The sequence below is a fragment of the Halorubrum ejinorense genome, assembly GCF_039522565.1.
GTDB lineage: Archaea > Halobacteriota > Halobacteria > Halobacteriales > Haloferacaceae > Halorubrum > Halorubrum ejinorense.
Genome location: NZ_BAAADQ010000002.1, coordinates 258,851 through 282,397, shown reverse-complemented (window position 1 = coordinate 282,397; position 23,547 = coordinate 258,851). Strand labels below are relative to the sequence as shown.

The window sequence follows — 23,547 nt, the reverse complement described above, 5'->3', positions numbered from 1 at the left end:
GCGTCCGTCACCGACCGCTCGGTCCCCCGGACCGCTCGGCGCCGTATCACCGGTCGGCGCCTCCCTCGTTGTGCCAGACGTCGACGTGGTGGTCCGGCGTGTACGACTTCCCGACGACGTCCGGGAGGCCGTTCCCCGAGAGGTCGACGGCCTTCGCCTCGTGGGTCTCGACCCCCTCCGCGACGACGGACTCCTCGAACCGACCGTCCCCCTCGTTCCTGAACAGGTAGTGTCGCGGGACCTCGTTCTCGCCGAGGCTCATCTCCGCCGCGTACACGTCGAGTCGGCCGTTCCCGTCGAAGTCGGCGAGCTGTAGCGTGTGGGGACAGAACAGGTCCTCTGCGATCACGGTCTCCGCCCAGCCGTCGTCCCGGCGGTCGAACCACCCGACCCGTCCGGGGTGGGTGCCGTAGGTAGGCGAGTCGCCCTCCGCGAGCACGACCTCGGGCTCGCCGTCGCCGTCCACGTCGCCGACCGCGACGCGGACGTCGTCCCAGCCGGTGGCGATCGGCTCGCGGTCCCACTCGTGGGTCCCCTCGCGGCGGCGGTAGAGGTCGGTGCCGACGACGAGCTCCGTCCGACCGTCCCCGTCGACGTCGCCGATCCACACGCCCTCCGCGTCGCTGTCGCCGTCCACGACGTGACAGTTCCGTTCCGGCCACGGCCCGCCCGTCGGGTCGTCGGGAACGTCGTAGTAGAACACCGCGCCGGAGCGCTGTGACAGCCCGACCACCTCCGGGTCGCCGTCGTCGTCCACGTCGCCGAACGCGAGGTCGTGGTACTTCTCGAAGCGGTCGGTCACCAGGTGTCTCTCCCACCGCGACCGGGGGTCCGCCGGCTGTTCGAACCAGTAGACCGCGTTGTAATGGATTCCCTGACCGGCGAGGACGTCGACCCGGCCGTCGCCGTTCACGTCGCCGAGCGAACAGCCGACCCCGAGTTGCGGCACGTCGGCGATGGCGTGCCGCTCCCAACCGGGGTTCTCGTACCAGAACAGCGTCGGCCCGGCGAGTCCCGTCGCCTGCTTGATCCCCTCCACGCTCGGCAGGCGGGTCCGGCCGCCGGCCACGAACAGCTTCGTTTCCGGCCCCGTCCCCCCGACGATGACGTCCGGGCGGCCGTTGCCGGTGAGGTCGGTCGTCAGACAGATCCCGAGCTTCGTCGTCGGAGGCGCGGGGTCGATGACCTCGTGGCGAAAGCGGGGTCGCTGTGTCTGCATGGATTCCCGCTGGACCGCGGTCGGCTTTGTTATCGATCGCTTACGCGGCCGGCTCGGGTGTCAGATCGCCCCCGCGAAGTTCCGGAGCGTCTCCCGGAGCTCCCAATTCAGTTGCGTCTCGAGCAGCAGTACCGCGACCCCGTACACCGCGGCGCCGGCCGCGACGAGGACGACCAGCTCGAGGAACACCCACGGGAGCGTCAGCGTCGCCTGTAACCAGAGGACGACGCCGCCCATGAGGAGGCTCGCGAGCGCCGGGTACGACATCTCCCGGAGCAGTCGGCCGAGGCTCGTCTCGACCGAGTCGATGACGAGGTACACGTCGATGGGCATCACCGGGAAGACGTAGACGCCGAGGACGGCCGCGGCGGCCCCGACGATCCCGAACTCGCGGGTGGCGGGAATGATGATGATCGCGGTCAACACGAGCCGGAAGGCGCCGAGTTTCGCCATGTAGTCGGGTCGGCCGAGGGCCTTCCAGACCGGGGAGTAGGCGGAACCGAGCGCGATGAGCAGTCCGTACACCGCGACGAGTTGCATCACCGGCACCATCGGCAGCCAGTCGGGGCCGAAGACCGCCTCGACGAACGTCGGGGCGACCGTCGCGATGCCGACGGAGGCGGGAAAGGAGATCACCATCGTCACCTGAAGCGTCCGGTAGAACGCCGACCGGAGGGCCGGAATGTCGTCTTGAAGCTTCGAGTAGGCCGGGAACGCGACGCTCGAAATGATCTGTGAGATCTCCGTCGCCGGCGCCTTGGCGAACTGGTAGGCGACCTGATACAGCCCGAGCGACGCGGCCGACAGCAGCCACCCGATGACCGCGTCGTCGCCCTGGTTGATGAGGAAGTAGATGCTCTCAGAGCCGGTGATCCACTTCCCGAACCCGAACAGGTCGCGGGCGATCTCAACGTCGAAGTCCGGCCACGGGCGGTAGCCGTGGACCGCGTACGACGTCAGCATGCGAGCGGCGTCGGAGGCGACGTAGCCGAGCACGAGCGCCCAGACGCTCTGGGTCGCGAGCGCGACGGCGAGCGCGACGACGAAGTTCGTCAGCGAGCCGCTCATCGTGTAGAGGAACTCCTTGTGGAACTCGAGGTTCTTCCTGAAGTAGACGATGCCGGGGTTCCGGAGACCGAGGAGCAGCGGCGTGAGCGCGATGACTCGGAGGATCGGGGTGGCCCGCGGTTCGTCGAAGAACCCGGCGACGAAGGGCGCGATGACCACGAGGATCCCGGCGAGCAGGAGGCCGCGGAGGATCTCGATGCTCCAGTACGTGTTGAGGTAGTCGTCGACGTTCCCGGACGCCTTCTGGATGAGCGCCTGGTCGAACCCGATGTTGGAGAAGCGCTTGAACGCCGTCAGCGTCAACAGGGCGATCCCGAGCAGCCCGAAGTCGGCCGGCGTGAGCATCCGGGCGAGGATCGCGATCATCAGCAGTTGGAGGCCGCGATCGAGGACGTTCGTGATCGTGGCCCAGATGCCGCTCTTGACCGTCTGTTCGGTGAGGTCGCCGCCCGGAGTGAGCCGCGTGAGGAGTCGACGAACCGAGGAGAGAACTGACATGGTGCGGTGAGTTGGTCCGTCTCCGCAGACCCGTGTTTCGGGCATTGTTATGTACGCGTTACCGGCCCGTCGAGGGGACGCCGGACCGCGTCGCGTGGTGTCGAACCCGGGGTCACGCCGGGCGCCGTGACGAGCGGCCCGCGGTAACGACCGTCCTAACAATACGGTTCCCGGGGCACGTCCATCCAATGGAGACACCGGACCGACCGTTGGTCAGCGCGATCGTGATAACCCGCGATCGGCCGGCGAAACTCGAGGACGCCGTCGCCAGCGTCCGGGCGCAGACGTACCCGAACATTGAACTCGTCGTCGTCGACGGGTCCAGCGAGCCGGTCGAGTCGCTCGCGCGCCGCCGCGCCGGTGACCGGCCGGTCACGTACCGGCGCGACGACGGCCGGGGACCGGGCGCCGCCCGGAACGTCGGGATTCGCGCCGCTGACGGGGAGTACGTCGCGTTCCTCGACGACGACGACAGGTGGCTCCCCGAGAAGATCGAGCGGCAGGTGTCGGCGTTCGAGCCCGGCGTCGTCGCCGTGTACACGGGGCAGTTCGCCGTGCGCGACGGCGAACGCGTCGGCGGCCGCTCCCCGTCGCTGTCCGGGGACGTCACCGAGGCGCTGCTCCGCGGGGCCCCGTGCGTTCCGACCTCGGCGTTCATGGTGCGCCGGGCGGCCATCGACGACGCCGGTGCCTTCGACGAGGCGCTCCCGATCTGGGAGGACCGCGAGTGGTACGTCCGGCTCTCCGAACACGGGCAGTTCCGGTCGGTCCCAGAGGAGCTGGTCCGGCGCGGGTTGGGGGAGTACGACCAGCTCACCGACGACTTCGAGGCCGCCCGTGACGTGGCCTACCCGCGGTTCCTCGACGCACACCGGGCGTCGGCCGCCGAGTACGGCGCCGGCTGCGAGCGGATGCTCGTCGCGTCGCTCTCGCGGAAGCTCGGCGCGACCGCGCTGGAGAACGGGCGCTACGGGGAGGCGCGCCGCTGGCTGGCGCGCTCGGTGCGTCACGACCCCGGACAGCGGCAGACGTGGGTCTACCTGTTGGTGGCGCTCGGCGGGGCCCCGGCGTGGCGGGGCGTGCGAGGGCTGCGACGGGCCTACGAGTCGCTCGCGGGCCGGTGGACGACGGCGGCGGTGTCGTGGCGGGGTCGCGGTGACGCCGACCGGTCGGGCGAGGAAGGGAACGGCTGACGGCGCCGCCTTCAGACCGTGACGCTCTTCGCGAGGTTGCGCGGCTTGTCGATGGAGCGGCCGCGGCGTCTGGCGGCGTGATAGGCGACGAGCTGGAGCTGGACGTTGGCGAGCACGCCCACGAGTTCCGGGTGGGTGGACGGGACCGACAGGACGTGGTCGGCGATCCCCTCGAGGTCGGGGGTGTCCCCGCTCGCCACGGCGATGACCGGACCGCCGCGGGCCCGGATCTCCTTGACGTTGCCGAGCGTCTCCGTGTCGTCGGAGCCGCCGTTGAACACCGCGAACACCGGCGTGTCCTCGGTGACGAGCGCCAGCGGGCCGTGTTTCAGCTCGGCGGCGGTGAACCCCTCGGCGTGCTCGTAGGTGATCTCCTTGAATTTCAGTGCCCCCTCCAGCGCGACCGCGTGGCCCGGCCCGCGACCGATGAAGAAGTACGCCTCGGAGTCGGTGAACGCGTCGGCGATCTCCTCGGCGGCGGGGCTCTCGACGACCTGTCGAACCTGGTCGGGCAGTCGCGTCAGTGCGGACAGGAACGCCTCCGCGTCCGGCGACGGCGTGCCGACCACGTCCCGACGGATCCGCTCGGAGAGCAGCGACAGCGTCGCGACCTGCGAGGAGAAGGACTTCGTCGCGGCGACGCCGATCTCCGGGCCGGCACGGACCAAGAGGGCGTCGTCGCACTCCCTCGTCAGCGACGACCCGACGACGTTCGTGACCACCAGCGTCCGCTCCGCCCGGGCCGCCCTGACGGCCGCGATGGTGTCCGCGGTCTCGCCGCTCTGTGAGATCGCTATCACGAGCGTGCCGTCCTCCGCGGGCGGCGGGGACGACGCGTACTCCGAGGACATGAAGGCGCGCGCCGGAACGCCCCGGCGCGCCAGCAGCGCTTCGGTGTACATCGCCGCGTGGTAGGAGGTCCCCATCGCGACCAGATGGACCCGGTCGACCCCCTCGAACTCGCCCGCCGGGAACCCGTCGAGGTCGACCGTGCTCCCGGCCGAGTCGGTCCGGCCGCTGACGGACCGTCCGAGGGCGGTCGGCTGCTCGTTGATCTCTTTGAGCATGTAGTGGTCGTACCCTCCCTTGCCGGTGTCCTTCGGGTCCCAGTCGACGGTCTCGGTCGCGCGGCGGACGCGCTCGCCGTCCGCGTCGGTGACCGTGAAGCCGCTCGGGGTGACCCGGACCACGTCGCCGTCCTCGAGGTACGCGACGCGGTCGGTGAACTCCAGGAACGCGGGCACGTCGCTGGCGAGGTACTGCGTCGAGTCGCCCGCGCCGACCACCAGCGGTGAGTCGTTCCGCGCCGCGTACACCGCCTTCCGACCGCCGATGACGGCGGCGACGGCGTAGCTCCCATCGATCCGATCGACGGCAGCGCGGAACGCCGCCGCGGGGGCCGCTCCGTCCGCGAGCGCCGACTCGATCAGGTGCGGGATGACCTCGGTGTCCGTGTCGCTCTCGAAGACGTGTCCCGCCCGGGAGAGCTCCTGACGGAGCCGCTGGTAGTTCTCGATGATCCCGTTGTGGACGACGGCGACGTCGTCGAGACAGTCGGTGTGCGGGTGTGCGTTCGCGTCGGTCGGCGGCCCGTGGGTGCTCCACCGGGTGTGACCGATGCCGACGGCCCCGCCCGACGGGGCCGCCGCGAGCGCGTTCCGGAGCGTGTCGATGCCGCCCGCACGTTTGCGAACGTCCACGCCGCAGTCCCGCTGGACGGCGATGCCCGCCGAGTCGTAGCCGCGGTACTCGAGGTTGTCCAGTCCGGCGAGCAGCTCGTCGACCGCCTCGTCGCTCTCGCCGATCCGAGCCACGATGCCGCACATTACCTCGTCACCCCGTCGGCCTCGCCGCCCGCACACGCCGTCTCGGGTAGTCGGCGCGCACCGTTCGTGTTCGTACAGGGACCGATTTCCATGCCGTCACATACCCAGAGATGTACTTTGTTATGGACCGGATTTCGCTCCGGACCGCGAGTATGTGGCTGATACCCCGTCCAGCGCTCCGCCGTTCTCCGTGGGTTTTAACGTCTCTTTCGGCCGTCCTCGCGCGAGCGAGGTCGCGCGATTTCCGGGTGAAGCGGACGGTCCGAGCGGCCGGACCCGACACGTCGGTGTCCTCCGGCGCGTCGCGACGAGGACCGGATTCTCTCGTTTATTCAGTACACAAACAGTCTGTGAAAATATAGAAGAGTTAAGTAAGAAACATGAAATTACCCGGTAAGGCCCCTCACACGTAGACTCGTCACCAACGTAGCAAGATAACAAATATCCCGACAATGATGAACGAAAAGACAACAAAGACGCATAGTTCTGTGACAAATTGGAACAGAGGTGTGAAATGAACGCCGATCCAGAAGCCGAAACTCGCCCGGAGAGTCAGGCCGATCCGGAGTCGTCGGGACCGGAAGCCGCCGGTTCGAGCGTCGAGCCGTTGAACATCGAGCAGGCGCCGATCGGGTTCGATCAGCTGTTCGAGATCCTGAAGAACCAACGGCGCCGACGGGTGCTGCGATACCTGATCGAAGACGAGAACGAGGGGGTGACACTGGACGAGTTGGCCGAGGAGATCGCCGCGCGCGAGACGGGCAAAGACATCAGACAGATCACCTCACAGGAACGCAAGCGCGTCTACGTCGGGCTCTACCAGTGCCACCTGCCGAAGATGGACGACTACGGCGCGATCGCGTACAACAAACCGCGCGGCCATATCGAGACCGCGGACAACACTGACCTCTTCGAGCGGTATCTCTCCGTCGACGAAGACGCCGACGACTCGGGGTGGACCGAGTACCACTCGACGCTGTCGCTCGTCGCCGCCGTCGTCCTCGCCGTCCCCGTCGTCCTCGGCGCGATCGGATCGAACACCGTGTTCCAAGTGACGACGGCGCTCCTCGTCGGGGCGCTCGTCGGCGTGTCGGCGTTCCGGTACTTCGAGTAACGCGACACCGGTCTTCCGGGTTCCTACCGCCCGGATAGCGCTCGCGTCAGGGGAAGTGACTGCGACGAAAACGCCCGTTAGGAGCGTCCTACGAGGAGATAATCCGGTCCATAACTATGTCCCGTTTGGGAAAGAGACGGGACATGAACGGAGACGGAACCGACGAACGGGACCGGTACGCCTGGCGATGAGTTCCGCCGAGACGGAGCCGTTGACGCCGGACGGCGTGTTCGAACTACTGAGCAACCACCGGCGTCGGATGGTGCTGTACTACCTCCGGACGAACGGCGGGTCGGTCGACATGCAGGAGCTCGCCACGGAGATCGCGTCGATGGAGAACGACGTTCCCGTAGACGAACTGACGAGCCAACAGCGCAAGCGCGTCTACGTCTCCCTGTACCAGACGCACCTCCCGAAGATGGCGGAGATGAACACCATCGAGTACGACAAAGACAGCGGGGTCGTCCGGCTCGCCGAACGGGCAGACGACATCGACGAGTACCTCACGACGGACGACCGGACGACGTACCCGTGGCGATTCCATTACTTCCTCCTCACGGTGGTCGGGGCGACCGCGCTGTCGCTGTCGGCGCTGAACGTCGCCGTCTTCGGGGCCGTCTCGCTACTGGTAGTAGGTGTCGCCACCCTCGTCGCGCTCGTCGCGTCGATCGTCGGGCAGTACTGGCGGATGCAAAACGACACCGAGCAGGTTCCGGTCGAACTGAGCCAGTACGACCAGTGACCCGCCCGAGAGCGGTCACGGGTTCCGTTCCGGCCGTCGGAGGGCGAGGTGCGGTCGTTCCCGACTTCCACCCCAGTAATTTTCAAACCGCGTAGGTGTAAGCATAGGAACACGAAAAGCGCGGTTCGAGTAAGCACGAGGGAGGATCGAATATGTTCTTTATTATTAATTACTAAGGGCGTCTCCACCGTTGTATGAGCAGCGTTCACAAGGAGATCTGTGTCACCGTGAGCGAAACCGTCTCCGACGCGCTCGGGGAGCCGGTGGACGCGCTCCCACCGCTCTCGGAGGCGATCGACACCGACGGACTCGACGCGGTGGTGACGGAGGACCGTTCACACGACGTGACGATCGCCTTCTCGTACGCCGGAATGTCCGTGTTCGTCTGTGCCGACTCCACGGTGTACGTCCGGCCGCAACGGACTCCGGGCGAGCGCTCGCCGGACACGAGCGCGTGAGCGCCCCCGGAGTAAACGTGTCACCTAGATACTCACAACAAAGTTATACACCCGCGTCGAAAGGTAGGGGCATGGAACAGGACAGGGTGTCGGAGCGCGGAGCGATCGAGGCACGCGAACGATACGATTGGTCGGACACGAGGCCGTCGGACGCGGTCGTGGAGGTCGTCGCAGACGTCGTGGCCGGCGGGCCCGTCTCGTTCGGCCCGCTGTACGATCGCATCGATCCCGACGCGCTGGACGACATCTTCCGGTCTGACGGCGACGACCGACCGGCGGCCGGAACCCGCGTCTCGTTTCCCCTCGCCGAGCGGACCGTCGTCGTCCACGGCAGCGGAACGGTCGTCGTCCGCACGGCGGCCCGGGACGACGCCGACGAGTGACGAGCGGCGTTGCGCCGCCCGGACCGTATATCAATCTGACATGTCGCGCGTGACGCGACGCGGTCGACCTCCCCGGATCGGCGGCCGGTCCCCGAAAACCGATGAATTGAGTCGCCTCCCGACCGACCCGCTGGAATTCATAAGAGTTAGTAGTGGGTTCGCCCGAGTAATATGTATCTGAATGAACGAAGTGGATCGAGATGTCTCCGAGTTCGGCGCGGCGGGGACGGACGAATTTCGGACAGCGTACGACTGGGAGTCGACGGCACCGAGCACCGGTGTGGTCGAGGCGGTGTCGGAGGCGACGAACCGCGAACAGCTGGACCTGCCGCAGCTCTACGGCGCTCTCGACCCGGACGCGCTGGATTCGCTGGTTCGTTCGAGCGACGGCCCGATGTCGCTCGCGTTCTCGTTCGCCCGCTGCGAGGTGACCGTCCTGAACGACGGTGAAGTCGCCGTGAAACACAGTTCTACTGACCCTCAAAGCGAGTAACTCGGCGATATCGTCGTCCGTTTCCGTCGCTACCCCGCTAGCGCCTGCCTCGTCGAGCGCCCCCCGCTTCAGACTCGCCGCAGTCGGTTTCCCCGTCGAGTCCGTCGGTCGTCGCGGTCGTGTAAGCCGTCTATAACAATCAGTTCGGCGGTGGTCTCGCCGATATCCGATGGATCGGGACTCACCGACCCCGAGATACGAGGCGTACGAAGCGGCCGTCGTCAGCGACGACGGGCGGTCGACCGAGTGTACGATATTCCCGAGGGACGTCGACGACGAACGCCGAACGACCGCGTGGATCACCGCCCGCGAGGAGGCCTACTGCTCTGCGGCCACCATGCGGTGACGCGCTCTCGACTCCCGCCCTCCGAACCGGTTCCCCGCTCCGCGTACTGACCCGTGAAACGCCGTTTGATCGGTCGCGGAGACCGGTCTGACGCCAGCCGTGAGACCGGCGGTGTGACCGCGTCTCCGGCCCGCGTCCGTCCGGCCGTTCGGCACGCGAGTCCGCGAAGCCGTCGCCTCCCGCGATCGGTGCCGAGTATCGACGGACTACCGACCGGAACGGACTTATTACTCAAGTTACCTCGGCTTAATGGGTGGGTATGGAAAGCTCCATCACGGAAGCCGACAAGCGGCGGATCGCGACGTTCGTGTCGACCCCGAAGTACGAACGCGACCCCGAGATGCTCGTCCCCGACGACGAGTGAACTCGTCGTCCGGCGTCCGGCGGGCCGCGTTCAGCGAGGGGATCGGACCTGTTCGCCGTCGACGAGGATCTGTTCGGTCCCCGTGACCTCGACGACGTGGTTCGGCGTTTCGAACCGGAGGCGCCACGAGTCGCTGTCGTGGCTCACGAGGTCGCGGATCGCGTCGGTGGAGACGTGGTCCTCGATGGAGACGTCGAGTTCGTGTGGCTCCACCGATTCGACGTCGGCGAGGGCTCTTGCTACCTCCTCGATGAGGGCTTGAGTCACGACCGTTAATTCCCTTATTTATAATCATAAGGTTGTCCATTCGGACCGCCGTCAGGGATGCGGGACGGAGAACGACCGGTCGTCGGCCGACCGTTACTCTGTTAATGAAAAAAAGTCCGGGCGTGAGGAACTGGTCACTTGATACCCGTGGGCACCGACCGCTCTGTCGTGAGTGAATCACGTCTCGACGCCGCGCTGTCTCTCGTCGCTGACCGCCAGCGAAGACGGGTCATTCGGCGGTTGCGAACCGACTCGGACGGGGAGACGACGTTCGAGGAACTCGTCGACGACCTCCACGACGCGGACGCGACTGAGTCGCTCCCGGCTGATACGGACCGAGAGGGACTCGAGATCCGACTGATCCACAGCCACCTGCCCAAACTGGCCGACCACGGCCTCATCGAACACAGACGAGACGAGGGCGTGATCCGGTACCGACCCGACGAACGCGTCGAAGCGGTGTTAGACGCCCTTCCGACCGAGCACGAGCCGACGCCTTACGGCACGTGATCGAGGGTGTCGACCCGATCGAGCGCGTCGCTCAGATCGCGTCCTCGCGCTCTAACCGGTAGGTGAACATCGCCTTCAACACGACCGAGAGACTGTTCGCTTCGCCTTCGCCCCAGATGGCCGTCTCCGACCGCGGGTCTGACCTGGACGCGTCCGCGCCGTTGACGAGCGCGCTGACGAGCGTCTTGCGGCGGTCGATCATCAGCAGTCGTCCCGCCGACGTGTCCGACCAGACCCACAGGGACTCGAACATCGTCGCCCCGGGGATGTCGTCTCGAATGCGCTCTTGAACGGCCGGCGAGACGCCGCCGAGCTTGACCGAGACGCCGCGTCCCGCGGCCTCGCTCAGTCCGTCGATCACCTCGTCGGTGAGCAGGTCCTCGACGGTCATGTACACTATCTCCTCGTCCGCGCTCGCGAAGAACTCGAGGACGCGCTCCGTGACCGGCTGCCGGCCGTCGACCGTCCAGACGCCGCGCTGTTCGGTCCGGTGGTCCACGGGTTCGAGTTCGCTCAGGGCCGCCCGGAGGACGCCCGCCCGATGTCGGAGCTCGTGTTCGAACGTCCGACTCGCGGTCTCGGCCGAGGTGGCGCGGAACTGCTTCGGCGACGACTGGAGCACGTCGACGAGTCCCCTCTCGTGGAGTTCGTCGATGGCGTCGTACACCCGCGTCCGCGGGACCTCCGACGCGCGACTCACGTCCTTGGCCGTCCCGGACTCCAGCGCCGAGAGCGCGACGAAGGTCCGCGCGGCGTACGCGCTCAGCCCGAACTGTTCGAGCTGTTCGACGGCTGCCGACTGCGGGTCTTCGATCGGCTCGTCGTTCATCGGTAGTGTCGAGTGTTGAGAACCCGGTCACCCCGAAACGAGGTGACCGGACCGGGCACGCAGCAGTAGGGTGGTTGGGACACTCGACTGGACTGCGTGCGAGTAATGACCCGTGCCCCACGTAGTTATCCTTTTTGTGATTAACTGAGTTATTCCGGGGGAATATACCTGTGGGCGTATTTCGAGCTGACACGGAGCGTCACGGGTTTAGTCACTATGAACGTGACAACCTCTCTGGGCCGGATATCGTTCAGGCACGCGCCGTGCCGAGAGCTGGGGCGAAGAGCGCGCAAAACGGACTCGTTCGTCACTCCGATAGTGACAATGCCTATCCCTTCCCGGGGGTAATCCTCATGCGAATCTCGGGGGGATCCCGAGAGGTTGGGACACATGGATACGTCAAAAAACGTGGAGGAAGCGATCGAGATCCTCCAGCAACTCGGTCTGAAGGAGTACGAGGCCCGATGCTTCGTCGGGCTCGCTCGGCTCAACACCGGCACCGCGAAGAAGCTCAGCGAGATCACGGAGGTCCCGCGGACCCGCGTGTACGACGCGATACGAGTGCTGGAGGCGCAGGGATTAGTCGAGATCCAACACTCGAGCCCGCAGCGGTTCCGCGCCGTTTCGCTGGAGGAGGCGACGGAGACGCTCCGCGGCCAGTACGAGGAGCGCGTGGGGCGGCTCCGGAACGCGCTCGACACCATCGAGACCGTCGAGGACGACGAGGAGTCCCCGGTACAGGAGATCTGGGCGATGACCGGTCGGGACGCGATCGAGAGCAGGGCGGACCAGCTCATCGGCGCGGCGGAAGAGGAGATCGTCCTCGTCGTGGGCGACGGTTCGCTTCTCACCGACGACCTCATCGAGACGCTCAACGGCGTCGACGACGACATCGATCTGGTCGTCGGGGCCCTGTCCGAGCCGCTTCGGGAAGAGATCGAAACGGCCGTTCCGAACGCCACGACGTTCGTTTCGGGGCTCGAATGGTTACGGGACCAAGACTTGCCGGCCGACGAGACGGCGATCGGGCGGCTCCTCTTGGTCGACCGCTCGACGATCCTCGTCAGCACGATCATTCCCGACAACAAAGAGGAGCAGGCGATCTTCGGCGAGGGGTTCGGGAACGGCCTCGTCGTGATCTCCCGGCGGCTCATGGCCCAGGGGCTGATCCCCGCTCGCGACCCGCAGTAGCGGTCCGACACGTCGACGTCGGCCGACCCCCTCACCGCCGGGCCGAACTGGTTCGCCCCGCCGAGCAACCCTCGCCCCGACGCGGCGGTTTAAGAGCCCCGAGCGACAGGGGCGAGTATGAGCGAACAGCAGTCGCAATCTGACGACGACGAGCGGCGGCGCCGCCGGGAGGACACCGACCGATTCGCCGGCGGAAAGGACGAAGACCTCCGGAGCAGAGACGTGACCGAGGGACCGGACAAGGCGCCACACCGGGCGATGTTCCGCGCGATGGGGTTCGACGACGAGGACCTCTCGTCGCCCATCGTCGGCGTGCCGAACCCGGCGGCCGACATCACCCCGTGTAACGTCCACCTCGACGACGTGGCCGACGCCGCGCTCGACGGGGTCGACGCGGCGGGCGGGATGCCCATCGAGTTCGGGACGATCACCATCTCCGACGCCATCTCGATGGGTACCGAGGGGATGAAGGCGAGCCTGATCTCGCGGGAAGTGATCGCCGACAGCGTCGAACTCGTCTCCTTCGGCGAGCGCATGGACGCCCTCGTGACGGTCGGCGGCTGCGACAAGAACCTCCCCGGGATGATGATGGCCGCCATCCGCACCGACCTCCCCAGCGTGTTCCTCTACGGCGGCTCGATCATGCCCGGCCAACACGACGGGCGCGACGTGACGATCGTCCAGGTGTTCGAGGGGGTCGGGACGTACGCGCAAGGGGACATGGACGCGGACGAACTCGACGATCTAGAGCGCCACGCCTGCCCCGGCGCGGGCTCTTGCGGCGGGATGTTCACCGCGAACACGATGGCCTCCATCGCCGAGGCGCTCGGGCTGGCGCCGCTCGGCTCCGCCTCGGCGCCCGCCGAGGACCCCGAGCGCTACGCCGTCGCCGAGCGCGCGGGCGAACTCGTCATGGACTGCATCGAGAACGACCGCCGCCCCTCCGACATCCTCTCGCGGGAGTCCTTCGAGAACGCGATCGCGCTCCAGACCGCCATCGGCGGCTCCACGAACGGCGTCCTCCACCTCCTCGCGCTCGCCGCCGAGGCCGACGTCGACCTCTCAATCGACGACTTCGACGAGATCTCGCGGCGGACCCCGAAGGTCGCGAACCTCCAGCCCGGCGGCACCCGCGTGATGAACGACCTCCACGAGATCGGCGGCGTGCCGGTCGTGCTCCGGCGGCTGCTGGAGGCCGACCTGCTCCACGGCGACGCGATGACCGTGACCGGTCGGACGCTCGCCGAGGAGATCGCGGAACTGGAAGAGCGAGGGGACCTCCCCGAAGATTCGGAGATCGAGGCCGACTTTCTCTACACCGTCGACGAGCCGAAAGAGCCCGAGGGCGCGATCAAGGTCCTCGACGGCAACCTCGCGCCCGACGGCGCGGTGCTGAAGGTGACCGGCGACGACGAGTTCTACCACGAGGGTCCGGCCCGAGTGTTCGAAGACGAGGAGGAGGCGATGGAGTACGTCCAGTCCGGCGGGATCGAGTCCGGAGATGTGATCGTCATCCGCAACGAGGGGCCCCGCGGCGGGCCCGGGATGCGCGAGATGCTCGGCGTCACCGCCGCCGTCGTGGGCGCGGGCCACGAGGACGACGTGGCGCTGCTCACCGACGGCCGCTTCTCGGGCGGCACCCGCGGCCCGATGATCGGCCACGTCGCACCCGAGGCCGCCGTCGGCGGCCCGATCGGACTCATCGAGGACGGCGACCACGTCACGGTCGACATCCCCGAGCGCGACCTCGAAGTCGACCTCTCCGAGGAGGAACTGGCCGCCCGCCGCGACGAGTGGGAGACGCCCGAACCCCCCTACGAGGGCGGCGTCCTCGCGAAGTACGCGCGCGACTTCGCGTCGGCGGACCTCGGCGCGGTGACGAACCCCCGGCTCACGCGCGAGCGCTGAGCGGACACGGAGTTCCGGCGCCCGTTCCGTAGCCGTGCCGCGTTGCCGGCGTCACGCCGCGTCCGAGACGGTCGCGTCGCCGGGCACGTCCGACGCGTCACCCGTCGCGTGCTGCGTCCACTTCTTCTCCACGTCCTTGTTGGCGAGTACGATCGTTTTCCCGTCCCCAGAGCGGATCCGCGTCTTTCGCAGCCCGATCCCGATGATGGTCCCGGTGACCGAGGCCGTCTCGACGACGTCTCCGTGGTTGAAATCCTCGTCGCGCAGGAGGTACACGCCGGCGACGGTGTCGGCGATCATGTCCTTGAGCGCGAACGCGACGCCCAAGCCGATAAAGCCCGCCGCGGACCCGAGGCTGGTCGCCACCTCGCCCATACCGACGATCTTCAAGAGCGCGAGCGCCGCCCCGAACCAGAGGAAGATGCCGACGATGGCGACCGAGAGGTCGACGACGAGCTCCTCTTCGACGGGGTAGACCCGCCGGAACGCGGCCTGCGTGACGAGGAGGATGACTTTGATAACGACGTACGCGAGCGCGAGGAAGACGATCCCCGAGATGATCCGCGGGATCGCGCCCACGACGCCGGTGATGAACTCGTCGAACACCGCCTGAACGGTCTGTTCGGCGATCGGCTGTGTCGGTTCGGTTCCCATTTCCATCGTATCGGCGGTGGCTCGGGGGAAACCGTTTGGGGTCGGCGCGAGGGTCGCCGAACGCATGGTGGCAAACCGGGGAGGAATTCGGACCGGCGGTCGGACGCCCCGTCAGCGGACGAGCACGACCGGCGCGGGAGCGCGCTTCGAGACGGCCTCGGCCATCGCCTCGTCGCACTGTCATCTGTGGTAACTTGTGCGTAATCGGTGACGAGACCGTCTGAGACTCGCCGCTCGGGATCGAGCAACGAGCGGAAACGAGGAGGAACGCGGCGAATCGAACGGGGAACGGAGGCGGACTCCGAGAAAGCGACCGATGGACCCGAAACGGACTCCGGCGAGGCGGGCGAGGGACGCGGAACGGTCTCCCGCGGCCGCCCGCGGAGCGGACCCAGCGCTACTGCCGCTCGCCCCCGTCGGTCTCGGCGGTCCGGACCGAGTCGGCACACCAGACGTTGCTCCGGCGACCGGCGCGCGAGAGCTCCATGCGTACCACCGAACCGACCGGCAGGTCGGCGACGCGCTCGCGCGCGTCCTCGTCGGCGTACTCGACGACGTGGTACGTCTCGTTCCGCGGATGTGCACGGACCGTGGTACATTCATGATCGTTCTGCTCGGAAATGACGGTGTACGCGTTTGGTTGCGACATCTTACTTCCAGATAATTGGACATCCTACTTTAACTCTCCGTATATTCACTACGGTCGTGAGGGAGGTGGTTATACGAATATAAGGTGTCCAAGTGCCGAAACGATCAGTCTCGACGCGGCGCCCGTGGCGCGTGCGGCACCGCCGCTCGGCGGTCGGGGGACCGGACGCCGCACTCCGCCTCGGTCGAGCGCGGATCACCACGCCTATCTCCGGCGGTCTCGGATCGCGGCCATGGAGCAAGGCGACGAGGCGAGCGGCGAGACGGACCCGGACGCGGGCGGCGTGGCGCTGTTCGTCGACGGCCCGAACGTGTTGCGCGACGAGTTCGACGTCGACCTCGACGACGTGCGGCTGGCGGCCGAGGCGGAGGGGCCGCTCGTGACGACCCGGCTGTACCTCGACGAACACGCGACGCCGGGGCTGATCCAAGCCGCCGAGGCCCGCGGCTTCGAGGTCGTGATCACGAGCGGCGACGTGGACGTGCGGCTCGCGGTCGACGCCGCCCGGTTCGCCGCCGAGGGGCGGATGGAGACGCTCGCGATCGCCTCGCGCGACACCGACTTCAAGCCGGTCGTCGAGACGGCGAACGGCTACGGGATCCGGACGCTCGCGATCGCGCCCGGCGAGTTCGGCCGCTCGGACGCGCTCCGGAACGCGGCCAACGGCTCGGTGACGCTCGACGGCGACACCGACGCGGACGCCTCCCCGTCCGCCTCGCGGTAGGTCCGCCCGCCACACCGCCGACCTACCGTCGTTTTCCGTGCCGTACTCTCCCGACGACCAGCGCGCCGACCCCGCCGGCGAGCCCCGCGATGCCGACGACGACGACGGCGGTCGCCACGCCCCCGTACCGCGCGGCCGCCGCGTCGACCCCCACCCGCGCCCAGCCGAGGTTCGGCACCGCGAACAGCGCTTTCCCCGCGATCCACTCCTCGCGGACGACGGGGGCGATCCCGGCGCTCTGGTCGTACAGCTCGTTCGCGTCGCCGTGCGTGACGTAGCCGTCGTACGGCGCCGGGCAGGTCGTCAACTCCGCGCAGTCGCCGCTGAGGAGGTCCTGATCGGCCCGCTCCGTCCAGTCCTCGCCGGCGTCGACGTGGAACGCCAACCGGTGGAACACCGGTCGTCCCCCGGCGCCCGGCACCGCGTACACGACCACGTCGCCGGCGCCGCCGAGGCGCTCGGGGGCGTCGGGGTCGGTGGCCGCCGCGAGGTCGCCCCACGGGGCTCGGTCGGTCGCGGTGACGACGACGAGGTCGCCGCGCTCGACGGCCGGGGTCATGCTGCCGCTCTCGACCGCGACGAACGGGGGCCACGTCCCGACGAGCGCGCCGATCACCACCGCGACGAGGAGGACGGCGACCGCCGGCGCGACCGCGGCGGTGCGGTCGGAGCGAGGGCTGCTCACGGCCGATAGGGGGGCCGGCGACCGCTTGAGCCTGTCGCCCGAGGTTCGCGTGACCCCGCTCGGCCGGGGGCCGCTCTGGCCGCGATTCCCCGATGTCACAAAAGCTTAGGTTCGGCCGAGAGAGGGTCAGGTATGACCGATCGGTACCCCCCGCTCCACGAGGCCCACGACGCGCGCGGCGCGAAGTTCACCGACTTCGGCGGCTGGCAGATGCCCGTCGAGTTCGACTCGATCCGCGAGGAACACGCCGCGGTCCGCGGGTCGCTCGGCGTCTTCGACGTCTCGCACATGGGCGAAATCGAGGTGGCCGGCCCGGACGCGACCGAGCTGATGAACCGGCTCACGACGAACGACGTGAGCGCGCTCGGCCCGGGCGACTCCCAGTACGCCGCGATCACCGACGGGGAGGGCGTGATGCTCGACGACACGGTCGTCTACCGGCTCCCCGACGGGACCGAGGCCGGCGAAGCGGCCCCGTCGCTCGCCGAGCGATCGGGGACCGACGTCGTCGACCTCGACGCGCCCGACGGCGACCCGGCGTACCTCTTCGTGCCCAACGCGGGCCACGACGCGGACACCGCCGAGCGATGGGTCGACCACCGCGACGAGTGGGGGCTCGACGCGACCGTCGCCAACGTCACCGACGACTGGGCGATGCTCGCGGTCCAAGGCCCCGACGCCGCCGACGCCCTCGACGAAGGGACGCCGACCGACCGCGTCGTCGGCCTCTCGAAGTTCGAGGCGACCGTCGCGCATGTAGCGGGCGTCGAGAGCTGGGTCGCTCGCACCGGCTACACCGGTGAGGACGGCTTCGAGGTGATGTGTCCCGCCGACGCGGTCGAGCCGGTCTGGGACGCGTTCGTCGGGGAACCGCGCGACGCACAGCCGTGCGGACTGGGCGCGCGCGACACGCTCCGCACCGAGATGGGGTTCCTCCTCTCCGGTCAGGACTTCGACCCGGAGAACGAGCCCCGCACGCCCTATGAGGCGGATATCGGGTTCGTGGTGGACCTCGACACGGAGTTCGTCGGCCGCGACGCGCTGGCGGCGCAGAAGGAGGAGGGCGTCACCGAACGGTTCGTCGGGGTCCGGCTCACGGAGCGCGGCGTCCCCCGCGGCGGCTACGCCGTGACCGACGGGGACCTCACGCGCGTCGGAAAGCTGACCTCGGGGACGATGAGCCCCACGCTCGATCAACCGATCGGACTGGGCTACCTCCACGAGTCCTACGCCGAGGCCGGGACCGAGGTCAGCGTCGTCGTCCGCGGCGACGAGAAGCGCGCCGAGGTCGTGATCCCGCCGTTCCTCGACCGCTAGCTCGCTCGCTCACTCCGCCGACTCGACCCGCCGCTTCCGCTTCTCGACGACCTCGACGTCGGCGATACGGGTGTCCGGGTAGCCGCCGTCGGCGTCCTTCTCCGCCGCCTTCACCATGTCCCAGATGGTGTTGAGTCCGGTCGTGACCCCCTCTAACGCCTCCATCTCACAGCCCGTCTTCCCGGTGGTCTCGACCGCGACGGACAGCTCGATCCGGTCGTCGCCGACGGCGAACTCGGTGTCGACGTTGGTGATCGGTATCTGGTGACACATGGGGATCGTCTCCCAGGTGTGTTTCACGGCCTGAACCGCCCCGATACGCGCGGTCGCGAGCACGTCGCCCTTCTCGACCGCGTCCGCCTCGACCGCGGCGACCGTCGACTGCGTCAGTCGGATCTCGCCGCGCGCGACGGCCCGGCGGCTCGAATCGGGCTTGTCGCCCACGTCGACCATCTGAACGTCGCCGTCGTCGTCGGTGTGGGTCAGCGAGTCAGCGTCGCCCGCTCCGGACCCCGCCTCGTCCCGTTCATTCGCCATTACGCATCGCCTCCGGCAGCCGGTCGGGTAAGTCCGTCGCCACCAGTCCGGCGCCGTTCGCGTCGGCGGCGGCGTCACCGGCTCGCCCCACTGCGTACGCGGCGGCCGCGGCCGCGCCGAACGAGTCGGTGACGGCCGCCAGCGCGCCGACGGTCCCCGCTAACACGTCGCCGGTCCCGCCGACGGTCATGCCCGGGTTCCCGGTGCGGTTCAGTCGGACCGCCGCCCCGTCGGAGACGACGTCGACCGCTCCCTTCACGAGCAGCGTCCCCCCTATCTCGGTCGCGAACGCGCGGACCAACTCGGCGCGTTCGTCCGGGTCCGACGCCGTCTCGCCGCCCATGCCGACGAGTTCGCCTTGGTGGGGCGTACAGATCAGGCCGGCGTCGGTGTCGACCTCGGGGACCACCCGGAGCGCGTCGGCGTCGACGACGGCGCGTCCCGCGTACTCCGTCAGGAACTCGTGGACGAACTCGCGGGTCCCGTCGTCGGTCCCGAGGCCGGGGCCGACAACCGTCACGTCGTTGTCGGCCGCGAGCGACGCGACCCGGTCGACGTGCGACGGGCCGAGGCGGTCCCCGGGGAGCGCCCGGACGATGACGTTCGGCGAGAACCCCTGAACCGCGCTCGCGACCGACTCGGGGCACGCCACGCGGACGAGGTCCGCGCCCGCTCGGAGGGCGGCGAGCGCCGAGAGGGTCGGCGCACCGGTGTACGGCCCGCCGCCGACGACGAGCACCTCGCCGTTGTCCCCCTTGTGCGAGTCGGGGTCGCGGTCCAGACCGAGGAGGTCGCCGGGCCCGGTGAACCGCTCGGCCGCGGCCGGGATGCCGATGTCCGCGACCGTGACGGCGGCGTCGAGCGCGGCCAGCCCCGGCTTCTCGTCGTGGAACGTCACCACGCGGTCGGCGTCGACGGCGACCGAATCGCCCTCCCCCGTCGGGTCGCCCGTGTCGGCGTCGATACCGGAGGGAACGTCGACCGCTATCACCGTCGCGTCGGTGGCGTTGATCGCGGTCGCCGCCGTGCGTTCCGGCTCGCGGAGCCCGCCGGAGACGCCGGACCCGAGCATCGCGTCGACGACGACCTCGGGGTCGCGACCGCCGGGATCGGTCACGTCGAACTCGCTCGCGTCGGTGACGGCCTCGGTCGGTATCTCGGCGCTCGCGAGCGCGTCCCAGTTCTCCCGGGCGATGTCGGTCCGGATCGTCTCCGGTCGCCCGAGCAGGTGGACGGTGACGTCGTACGCCGACAGGAACCGCGCCGCGACGAGCGCGTCGCCGCCGTTGTTCCCGCGGCCGCAGACCAGCGCAACGGCCGCGCCCGGGTCCGCGACGGCTCGAACCTCGCTGGCGACGGCGTTGCCGGACGACTCCATCAACTGTTTGCGGGGCACGCCGAGCGCGGCCGCGTTGGCGTCGACGGCCGCCATTCGGTCGGTCGTGATCATGGGGGTCGGTTCGGGCGCCCGACGATTAAGCGGGCGGGTCGCGGTCGGTGCGCCCGCCGGCGAACCGGTCGTCTCGGGAAATGAAAATGTTGAAGCGGTCCGGTGGAGAACCCGCGATCAACTGTGGTATCGGCACTATCGGTCGACGCGCCGACCCCGGCAACGGCCCCTTCGACGGCCCTCACCGGCGCGTTCCCTCCACTCCGAGTCCGCCGCGACGAGCGCGGCCGACCGCGACCCCTCCACCACCAGACGCCATCATGAAAATCGGCTTCTTCACCGACAGCTACTTTCCCGGGATCGACGGCGTCACGTACACCATTCAGGCGTGGCGGGAGCGCCTCGAGGCGCGGGGCCACGACGTGTACGTCGTGTACCCCGCGAGCAGCCACGACCCGGACGATCACGAGATACCGGTCCCGTCGCTGCCGAACCCATTCTACCGCCAGTACCGCTTCCCGACCTACAGCCGCCTGTCGTCGCTGCCGGACCTCGACGTCGTCCACTGTCACGGGCCGGCCTCGACGGGCCTGATGGGGATCCGGTACGCGAAGCGGCACGGTGCCACGTCGGTGTACACCCACCACACGCCGATCGAGGACTACTTCATTCAGGGCCTCAAGTCCGAGCGGCTCGCCTCGCTCGCCGGCAAGGCGTACGTCGCCTACGAGAACCGCTTTCTGAACGCGTTCGACTGCGTCACGGCCTCGACCTCTCGGATCCGCCGCGACGTGGAGCCGTACCGACTGCCGGTCGGCATCGAGATGGACCGGTTCCGGCCCCGACGGAACGCCCGCGTCGACGCGCTCGCGACCGACGGCGGCCCGACGGCGGCCGACGCCCCGGTGGTCGGGTACAGCGGCCGGATGACCCGCAAGAAGAACGTCGACGAGATCCTTCGGCTCGCGGAGCGACTGCCGGAGCTCCGGTTCGAACTCGTCGGGGAGGGGCCCGTCCGCGCGGAGTTGGAGGCCGACGCGCCCGCGAACGTCCGGTTCCACGACTTCCTGCCGCGAGCGGACCTCCCCGACTTCTACGCCGCCCTCGACGTCTTCGTCACGGCGTCGACCTGCGACACCCTCGGCCTCTCGACGCTGGAAGCGAACGCCTGCGGCACCCCCGTCGCCGCCGCGGACGTCGCGCCGTTCGACGAGACGATCGGCCCCGAGAACGGGGCCCGTTTCGCGCTGGACGACCTCGACGACATGGAGCGCGCGGTCCGAGACTGCCTCGACCGCGACAGGGACACTCGCAGCGCGGTCGAGCGGTTCTCCGTGTCACAGACGATAGACGAGCTCGAATCGATCTACGGGGTGACCGCCTAGATGGGCGCGGACAACGTCGACGCCTTCCAGCGGCTCGTGTTCTCCGTCCCGGGGGTACGGGTTCAGGCGGCGGCGCTCGTCGGCCTCAGCGGGGTGTACGGGCTCGCGACGTTCGCGTCGATCTGGCTCTTCACCCCGTTCGCGCCGGACCCCTCCCGGATCGTTCCGGTGGCGGTGCTCATCTTCCTGCTCCCCTTCGCCGTCGCCGCGGAACTGTTCCCGCGCGTCCTCGACGGCTACCCGCGGTCGTGGAGCTACTTCCTCGCGCTCACCTCGCAGTCCGTCCTGTTCGTGTACGCGCTCGTGCTCTCGGGCGCGAACAACGTCGGGAACGCCTGGAGTATCATCTGGCTCAGCTTCATCACGCTGTACCTGATCAACATCCTCGTCCTCGTCGTCTCGACGGGCATCGACCGCTCCGACCGGATCCTCCTCCTGTCGCTCGTCGAGCCGGCCGCCCTGATCGGCGCGTTCTACGCGCTGGGCGGCAGCGACTTCGGTTTCACGACGTACCGACACGTGTTCGCGTTCGCCTCGCTGCTCATCGCCGCGGGCTTTCTCGTCTTGGTCCTCGTCGTCGTCGACTACCTCATCAAGAGCAACACCGACGTCTCCGCGTTCGAACTCACCTCCGGCCTCCTCCGGAACGACCGTGAATCGCTCGACCTCGGCGTCGAGGCCCGCCCGTTCGTGGAGACGTTCGCCGTCGACAACGGCGACCGGCTCACGCTCGCCGCGCCGTGGGTCCACCCCGGTCCCCTCGGCGGGTTCGGCGGGGGGCAGTTGAGCGGAAACGTGATCGACGCGCTGAACGCCGACCGCGGCGAGCGGAGCGACGGCGGCGGAGACGACGGCAGGCGCGGCGACGGCGGCGACGGCGGCGACCGCGTCGGCGCGGACCCGCCGGAGGGCTCGGCCGGCTTCTTCTTTCACGTCCCGTGTACGCACAAGGAGGACCTCTCGAACCCGGCGGACGCGGAGCGGATCCTCGACGCGGTCGCGGAGCCGGACCGCACCGACCGCGCCTCGCGGCTCGTGACCGAGTCGTACGGCGAGCGTGAGGGGTACGCGGACATCCGATTCCACGGGCGTCGGATCGGCGACAAGGAAGTGATCGTCCTCCACGGTGAGGGGATAGACGACTACGACACCGGGGTGTTCATGCGCGACGTCGACCACGACGAGGTGCTCCTCGTCGACCAGCACAGACACGACATCCAGAACGGTCCCGACGTGGAGATCCAGTACGGCACGGACCGGGCGGACCGGCTGAAGCGCGCGTTCGACGACTTCCGCGACACGCTCGCTGACGCCCCGCTCGGCGACTACGCCGCCGGCTTCGCGCTGGCGGACGCGGACCAGCACGCGCTGGCGTTCGTCGAGTCGGTCGACGGCGAGGAGACGCTGTGGATCGGCGTCGACACGAACGGGCTCACGCCCGACGTGCGCGCGACCGCCGACCGCTACCGCGACGAGTTCGACGCGGTGATCCCCTTCTCGACGGACACCCACGCCTCGATCCACGAACTGGCGAACATGCGCGAGTCAGACACCGACGCCATCGAACGCGCGATCGACCGCGCCGTCGACGACGTCGCCCCCGCGACCGTCGGGCTCGCGAGCCGCCGGACGGGGCCGGTGAAGCTCCTCAAGAACGACTACAACGGACTCGTGTTCAGCGTCAACATCCTCATCCGCCTGACGGTAATCTCCCTCGTGACGCTGTACGCGCTGCTCGTGTTGTGGCTGTTCTTCTGAGGGCGGTACGGAAGTTGTTGCTGCGAAAAGCTGTTGTCG

24 protein-coding genes are annotated in these 23,547 nt (G+C 68.6%); 14 read left to right on the top strand and 10 right to left on the bottom strand.

Annotated elements, in window-relative coordinates; all coding sequences use genetic code 11:
* Positions 1-46 precede the first annotated feature (46 nt).
* Together ABDZ89_RS03595 and ABDZ89_RS03590 are read right to left on the bottom strand one after the other, a co-directional pair.
* Positions 47-1,219: an FG-GAP repeat domain-containing protein gene (locus tag ABDZ89_RS03595; RefSeq protein WP_343776710.1), complete on the bottom strand. Its 1,173-nt coding sequence runs from the start codon at positions 1,217-1,219 to the stop codon at positions 47-49.
* Positions 1,220-1,279: 60 nt separating this feature from the next.
* Positions 1,280-2,785 carry a lipopolysaccharide biosynthesis protein gene (locus ABDZ89_RS03590; protein WP_343776708.1) on the bottom strand — a complete coding sequence of 502 codons (1,506 nt, stop codon included), beginning with the start codon at positions 2,783-2,785 and terminating at the stop codon, positions 1,280-1,282.
* 188 nt (positions 2,786-2,973) lie between these two features.
* Between ABDZ89_RS03590 and ABDZ89_RS03585 the strand changes: the two genes are divergently transcribed.
* Entirely contained in the window at positions 2,974-3,978 is a 1,005-nt protein-coding gene (locus ABDZ89_RS03585) for a glycosyltransferase family 2 protein (RefSeq protein ID WP_343776706.1), read from the top strand.
* An 11-nt stretch (positions 3,979-3,989) separates the two neighbouring features.
* Here ABDZ89_RS03585 and glmS read toward each other — a convergent pair whose 3' ends face one another.
* Positions 3,990-5,804 carry a glutamine--fructose-6-phosphate transaminase (isomerizing) gene (glmS, locus tag ABDZ89_RS03580; protein ID WP_343776704.1) on the bottom strand — a complete coding sequence of 605 codons (1,815 nt, stop codon included), beginning with the start codon at positions 5,802-5,804 and terminating at the stop codon, positions 3,990-3,992.
* 514 nt (positions 5,805-6,318) lie between these two features.
* On the opposite strand from glmS, the gene ABDZ89_RS03575 reads away from it, so the two are divergent.
* The 6 genes from ABDZ89_RS03575 (at position 6,319) to ABDZ89_RS03550 (ending at position 9,340) form a co-directional block, all read left to right on the top strand.
* Positions 6,319-6,918, top strand: coding sequence for a DUF7344 domain-containing protein (locus ABDZ89_RS03575; RefSeq protein ID WP_343776702.1), 600 nt, complete (start codon positions 6,319-6,321; stop codon positions 6,916-6,918).
* Between the two features lie 187 nt (positions 6,919-7,105).
* A complete protein-coding gene (locus ABDZ89_RS03570; RefSeq protein WP_343776700.1) occupies positions 7,106-7,660 on the top strand; it encodes a DUF7344 domain-containing protein in 555 nt (184 codons plus the stop codon).
* A 194-nt stretch (positions 7,661-7,854) separates the two neighbouring features.
* Positions 7,855-8,118, top strand: coding sequence for a HalOD1 output domain-containing protein (locus ABDZ89_RS03565; protein WP_343776698.1), 264 nt, complete (start codon positions 7,855-7,857; stop codon positions 8,116-8,118).
* Between the two features lie 71 nt (positions 8,119-8,189).
* Entirely contained in the window at positions 8,190-8,501 is a 312-nt protein-coding gene (locus ABDZ89_RS03560) for a HalOD1 output domain-containing protein (RefSeq protein WP_343776696.1), read from the top strand.
* A gap of 181 nt (positions 8,502-8,682) precedes the next feature.
* A complete protein-coding gene (locus ABDZ89_RS03555; RefSeq protein WP_343776694.1) occupies positions 8,683-8,994 on the top strand; it encodes a HalOD1 output domain-containing protein in 312 nt (103 codons plus the stop codon).
* 169 nt (positions 8,995-9,163) lie between these two features.
* Complete coding sequence (locus tag ABDZ89_RS03550) at positions 9,164-9,340, top strand: DUF7511 domain-containing protein (RefSeq protein WP_343776692.1); 177 nt, start codon at positions 9,164-9,166, stop codon at positions 9,338-9,340.
* Positions 9,341-9,734: 394 nt separating this feature from the next.
* Here ABDZ89_RS03550 and ABDZ89_RS03545 read toward each other — a convergent pair whose 3' ends face one another.
* The gene (locus tag ABDZ89_RS03545) at positions 9,735-9,971 is read right to left on the bottom strand and encodes a HalOD1 output domain-containing protein (RefSeq protein ID WP_343776690.1); all 237 of its coding nucleotides are present in this window, start codon (positions 9,969-9,971) and stop codon (positions 9,735-9,737) included.
* 168 nt (positions 9,972-10,139) lie between these two features.
* Between ABDZ89_RS03545 and ABDZ89_RS03540 the strand changes: the two genes are divergently transcribed.
* Entirely contained in the window at positions 10,140-10,481 is a 342-nt protein-coding gene (locus ABDZ89_RS03540) for a DUF7344 domain-containing protein (protein ID WP_343776688.1), read from the top strand.
* A gap of 31 nt (positions 10,482-10,512) precedes the next feature.
* On the opposite strand, the gene ABDZ89_RS03535 is transcribed toward ABDZ89_RS03540, so the two are convergent.
* Positions 10,513-11,310, bottom strand: a complete 798-nt coding sequence (locus tag ABDZ89_RS03535) for a TrmB family transcriptional regulator (protein ID WP_343776687.1) — start codon at positions 11,308-11,310, stop codon at positions 10,513-10,515.
* A gap of 390 nt (positions 11,311-11,700) precedes the next feature.
* Between ABDZ89_RS03535 and ABDZ89_RS03530 the strand changes: the two genes are divergently transcribed.
* Together ABDZ89_RS03530 and ilvD are read left to right on the top strand one after the other, a co-directional pair.
* On the top strand, positions 11,701-12,501 hold the full coding sequence (locus ABDZ89_RS03530; RefSeq protein ID WP_343776686.1) for a TrmB family transcriptional regulator: 801 nt from the start codon (positions 11,701-11,703) through the stop codon (positions 12,499-12,501).
* Positions 12,502-12,618: 117 nt separating this feature from the next.
* Positions 12,619-14,409 (top strand): dihydroxy-acid dehydratase, encoded by a 1,791-nt coding sequence (gene ilvD / locus ABDZ89_RS03525; RefSeq protein WP_343776684.1) that lies wholly within the window; start codon positions 12,619-12,621, stop codon positions 14,407-14,409.
* Positions 14,410-14,460: 51 nt separating this feature from the next.
* On the opposite strand, the gene ABDZ89_RS03520 is transcribed toward ilvD, so the two are convergent.
* Complete coding sequence (locus tag ABDZ89_RS03520; protein WP_371152885.1) at positions 14,461-15,069, bottom strand: mechanosensitive ion channel family protein; 609 nt, start codon at positions 15,067-15,069, stop codon at positions 14,461-14,463.
* Positions 15,070-15,460: 391 nt separating this feature from the next.
* Complete coding sequence (locus ABDZ89_RS03515) at positions 15,461-15,712, bottom strand: DUF7999 family protein (RefSeq protein ID WP_343776680.1); 252 nt, start codon at positions 15,710-15,712, stop codon at positions 15,461-15,463.
* A 232-nt stretch (positions 15,713-15,944) separates the two neighbouring features.
* Here ABDZ89_RS03515 and ABDZ89_RS03510 point away from each other — a divergent pair, with 232 nt between their 5' ends.
* On the top strand, positions 15,945-16,436 hold the full coding sequence (locus ABDZ89_RS03510; RefSeq protein WP_343776678.1) for an NYN domain-containing protein: 492 nt from the start codon (positions 15,945-15,947) through the stop codon (positions 16,434-16,436).
* A 22-nt stretch (positions 16,437-16,458) separates the two neighbouring features.
* Here ABDZ89_RS03510 and ABDZ89_RS03505 read toward each other — a convergent pair whose 3' ends face one another.
* Positions 16,459-17,121, bottom strand: coding sequence for a S26 family signal peptidase (locus tag ABDZ89_RS03505; RefSeq protein WP_343776676.1), 663 nt, complete (start codon positions 17,119-17,121; stop codon positions 16,459-16,461).
* Positions 17,122-17,253: 132 nt separating this feature from the next.
* Here ABDZ89_RS03505 and ABDZ89_RS03500 point away from each other — a divergent pair, with 132 nt between their 5' ends.
* Positions 17,254-18,438, top strand: coding sequence for a glycine cleavage system aminomethyltransferase GcvT (locus ABDZ89_RS03500; RefSeq protein WP_343776674.1), 1,185 nt, complete (start codon positions 17,254-17,256; stop codon positions 18,436-18,438).
* 9 nt (positions 18,439-18,447) lie between these two features.
* On the opposite strand, the gene moaC is transcribed toward ABDZ89_RS03500, so the two are convergent.
* The gene (gene moaC, locus ABDZ89_RS03495) at positions 18,448-18,975 is read right to left on the bottom strand and encodes a cyclic pyranopterin monophosphate synthase MoaC (RefSeq protein ID WP_343776672.1); all 528 of its coding nucleotides are present in this window, start codon (positions 18,973-18,975) and stop codon (positions 18,448-18,450) included.
* Complete coding sequence (locus ABDZ89_RS03490) at positions 18,965-20,425, bottom strand: NAD(P)H-hydrate dehydratase (RefSeq protein WP_343776670.1); 1,461 nt, start codon at positions 20,423-20,425, stop codon at positions 18,965-18,967. Before ABDZ89_RS03490 ends, moaC begins: the two co-directional genes overlap by 11 nt.
* A gap of 260 nt (positions 20,426-20,685) precedes the next feature.
* Here ABDZ89_RS03490 and ABDZ89_RS03485 point away from each other — a divergent pair, with 260 nt between their 5' ends.
* Complete coding sequence (locus ABDZ89_RS03485) at positions 20,686-21,750, top strand: glycosyltransferase (RefSeq protein WP_343776668.1); 1,065 nt, start codon at positions 20,686-20,688, stop codon at positions 21,748-21,750.
* Positions 21,751-23,508: a DUF2070 family protein gene (locus ABDZ89_RS03480; protein ID WP_343776666.1), complete on the top strand. Its 1,758-nt coding sequence runs from the start codon at positions 21,751-21,753 to the stop codon at positions 23,506-23,508.
* The last annotated feature ends 39 nt before the right edge of the window (positions 23,509-23,547 follow it).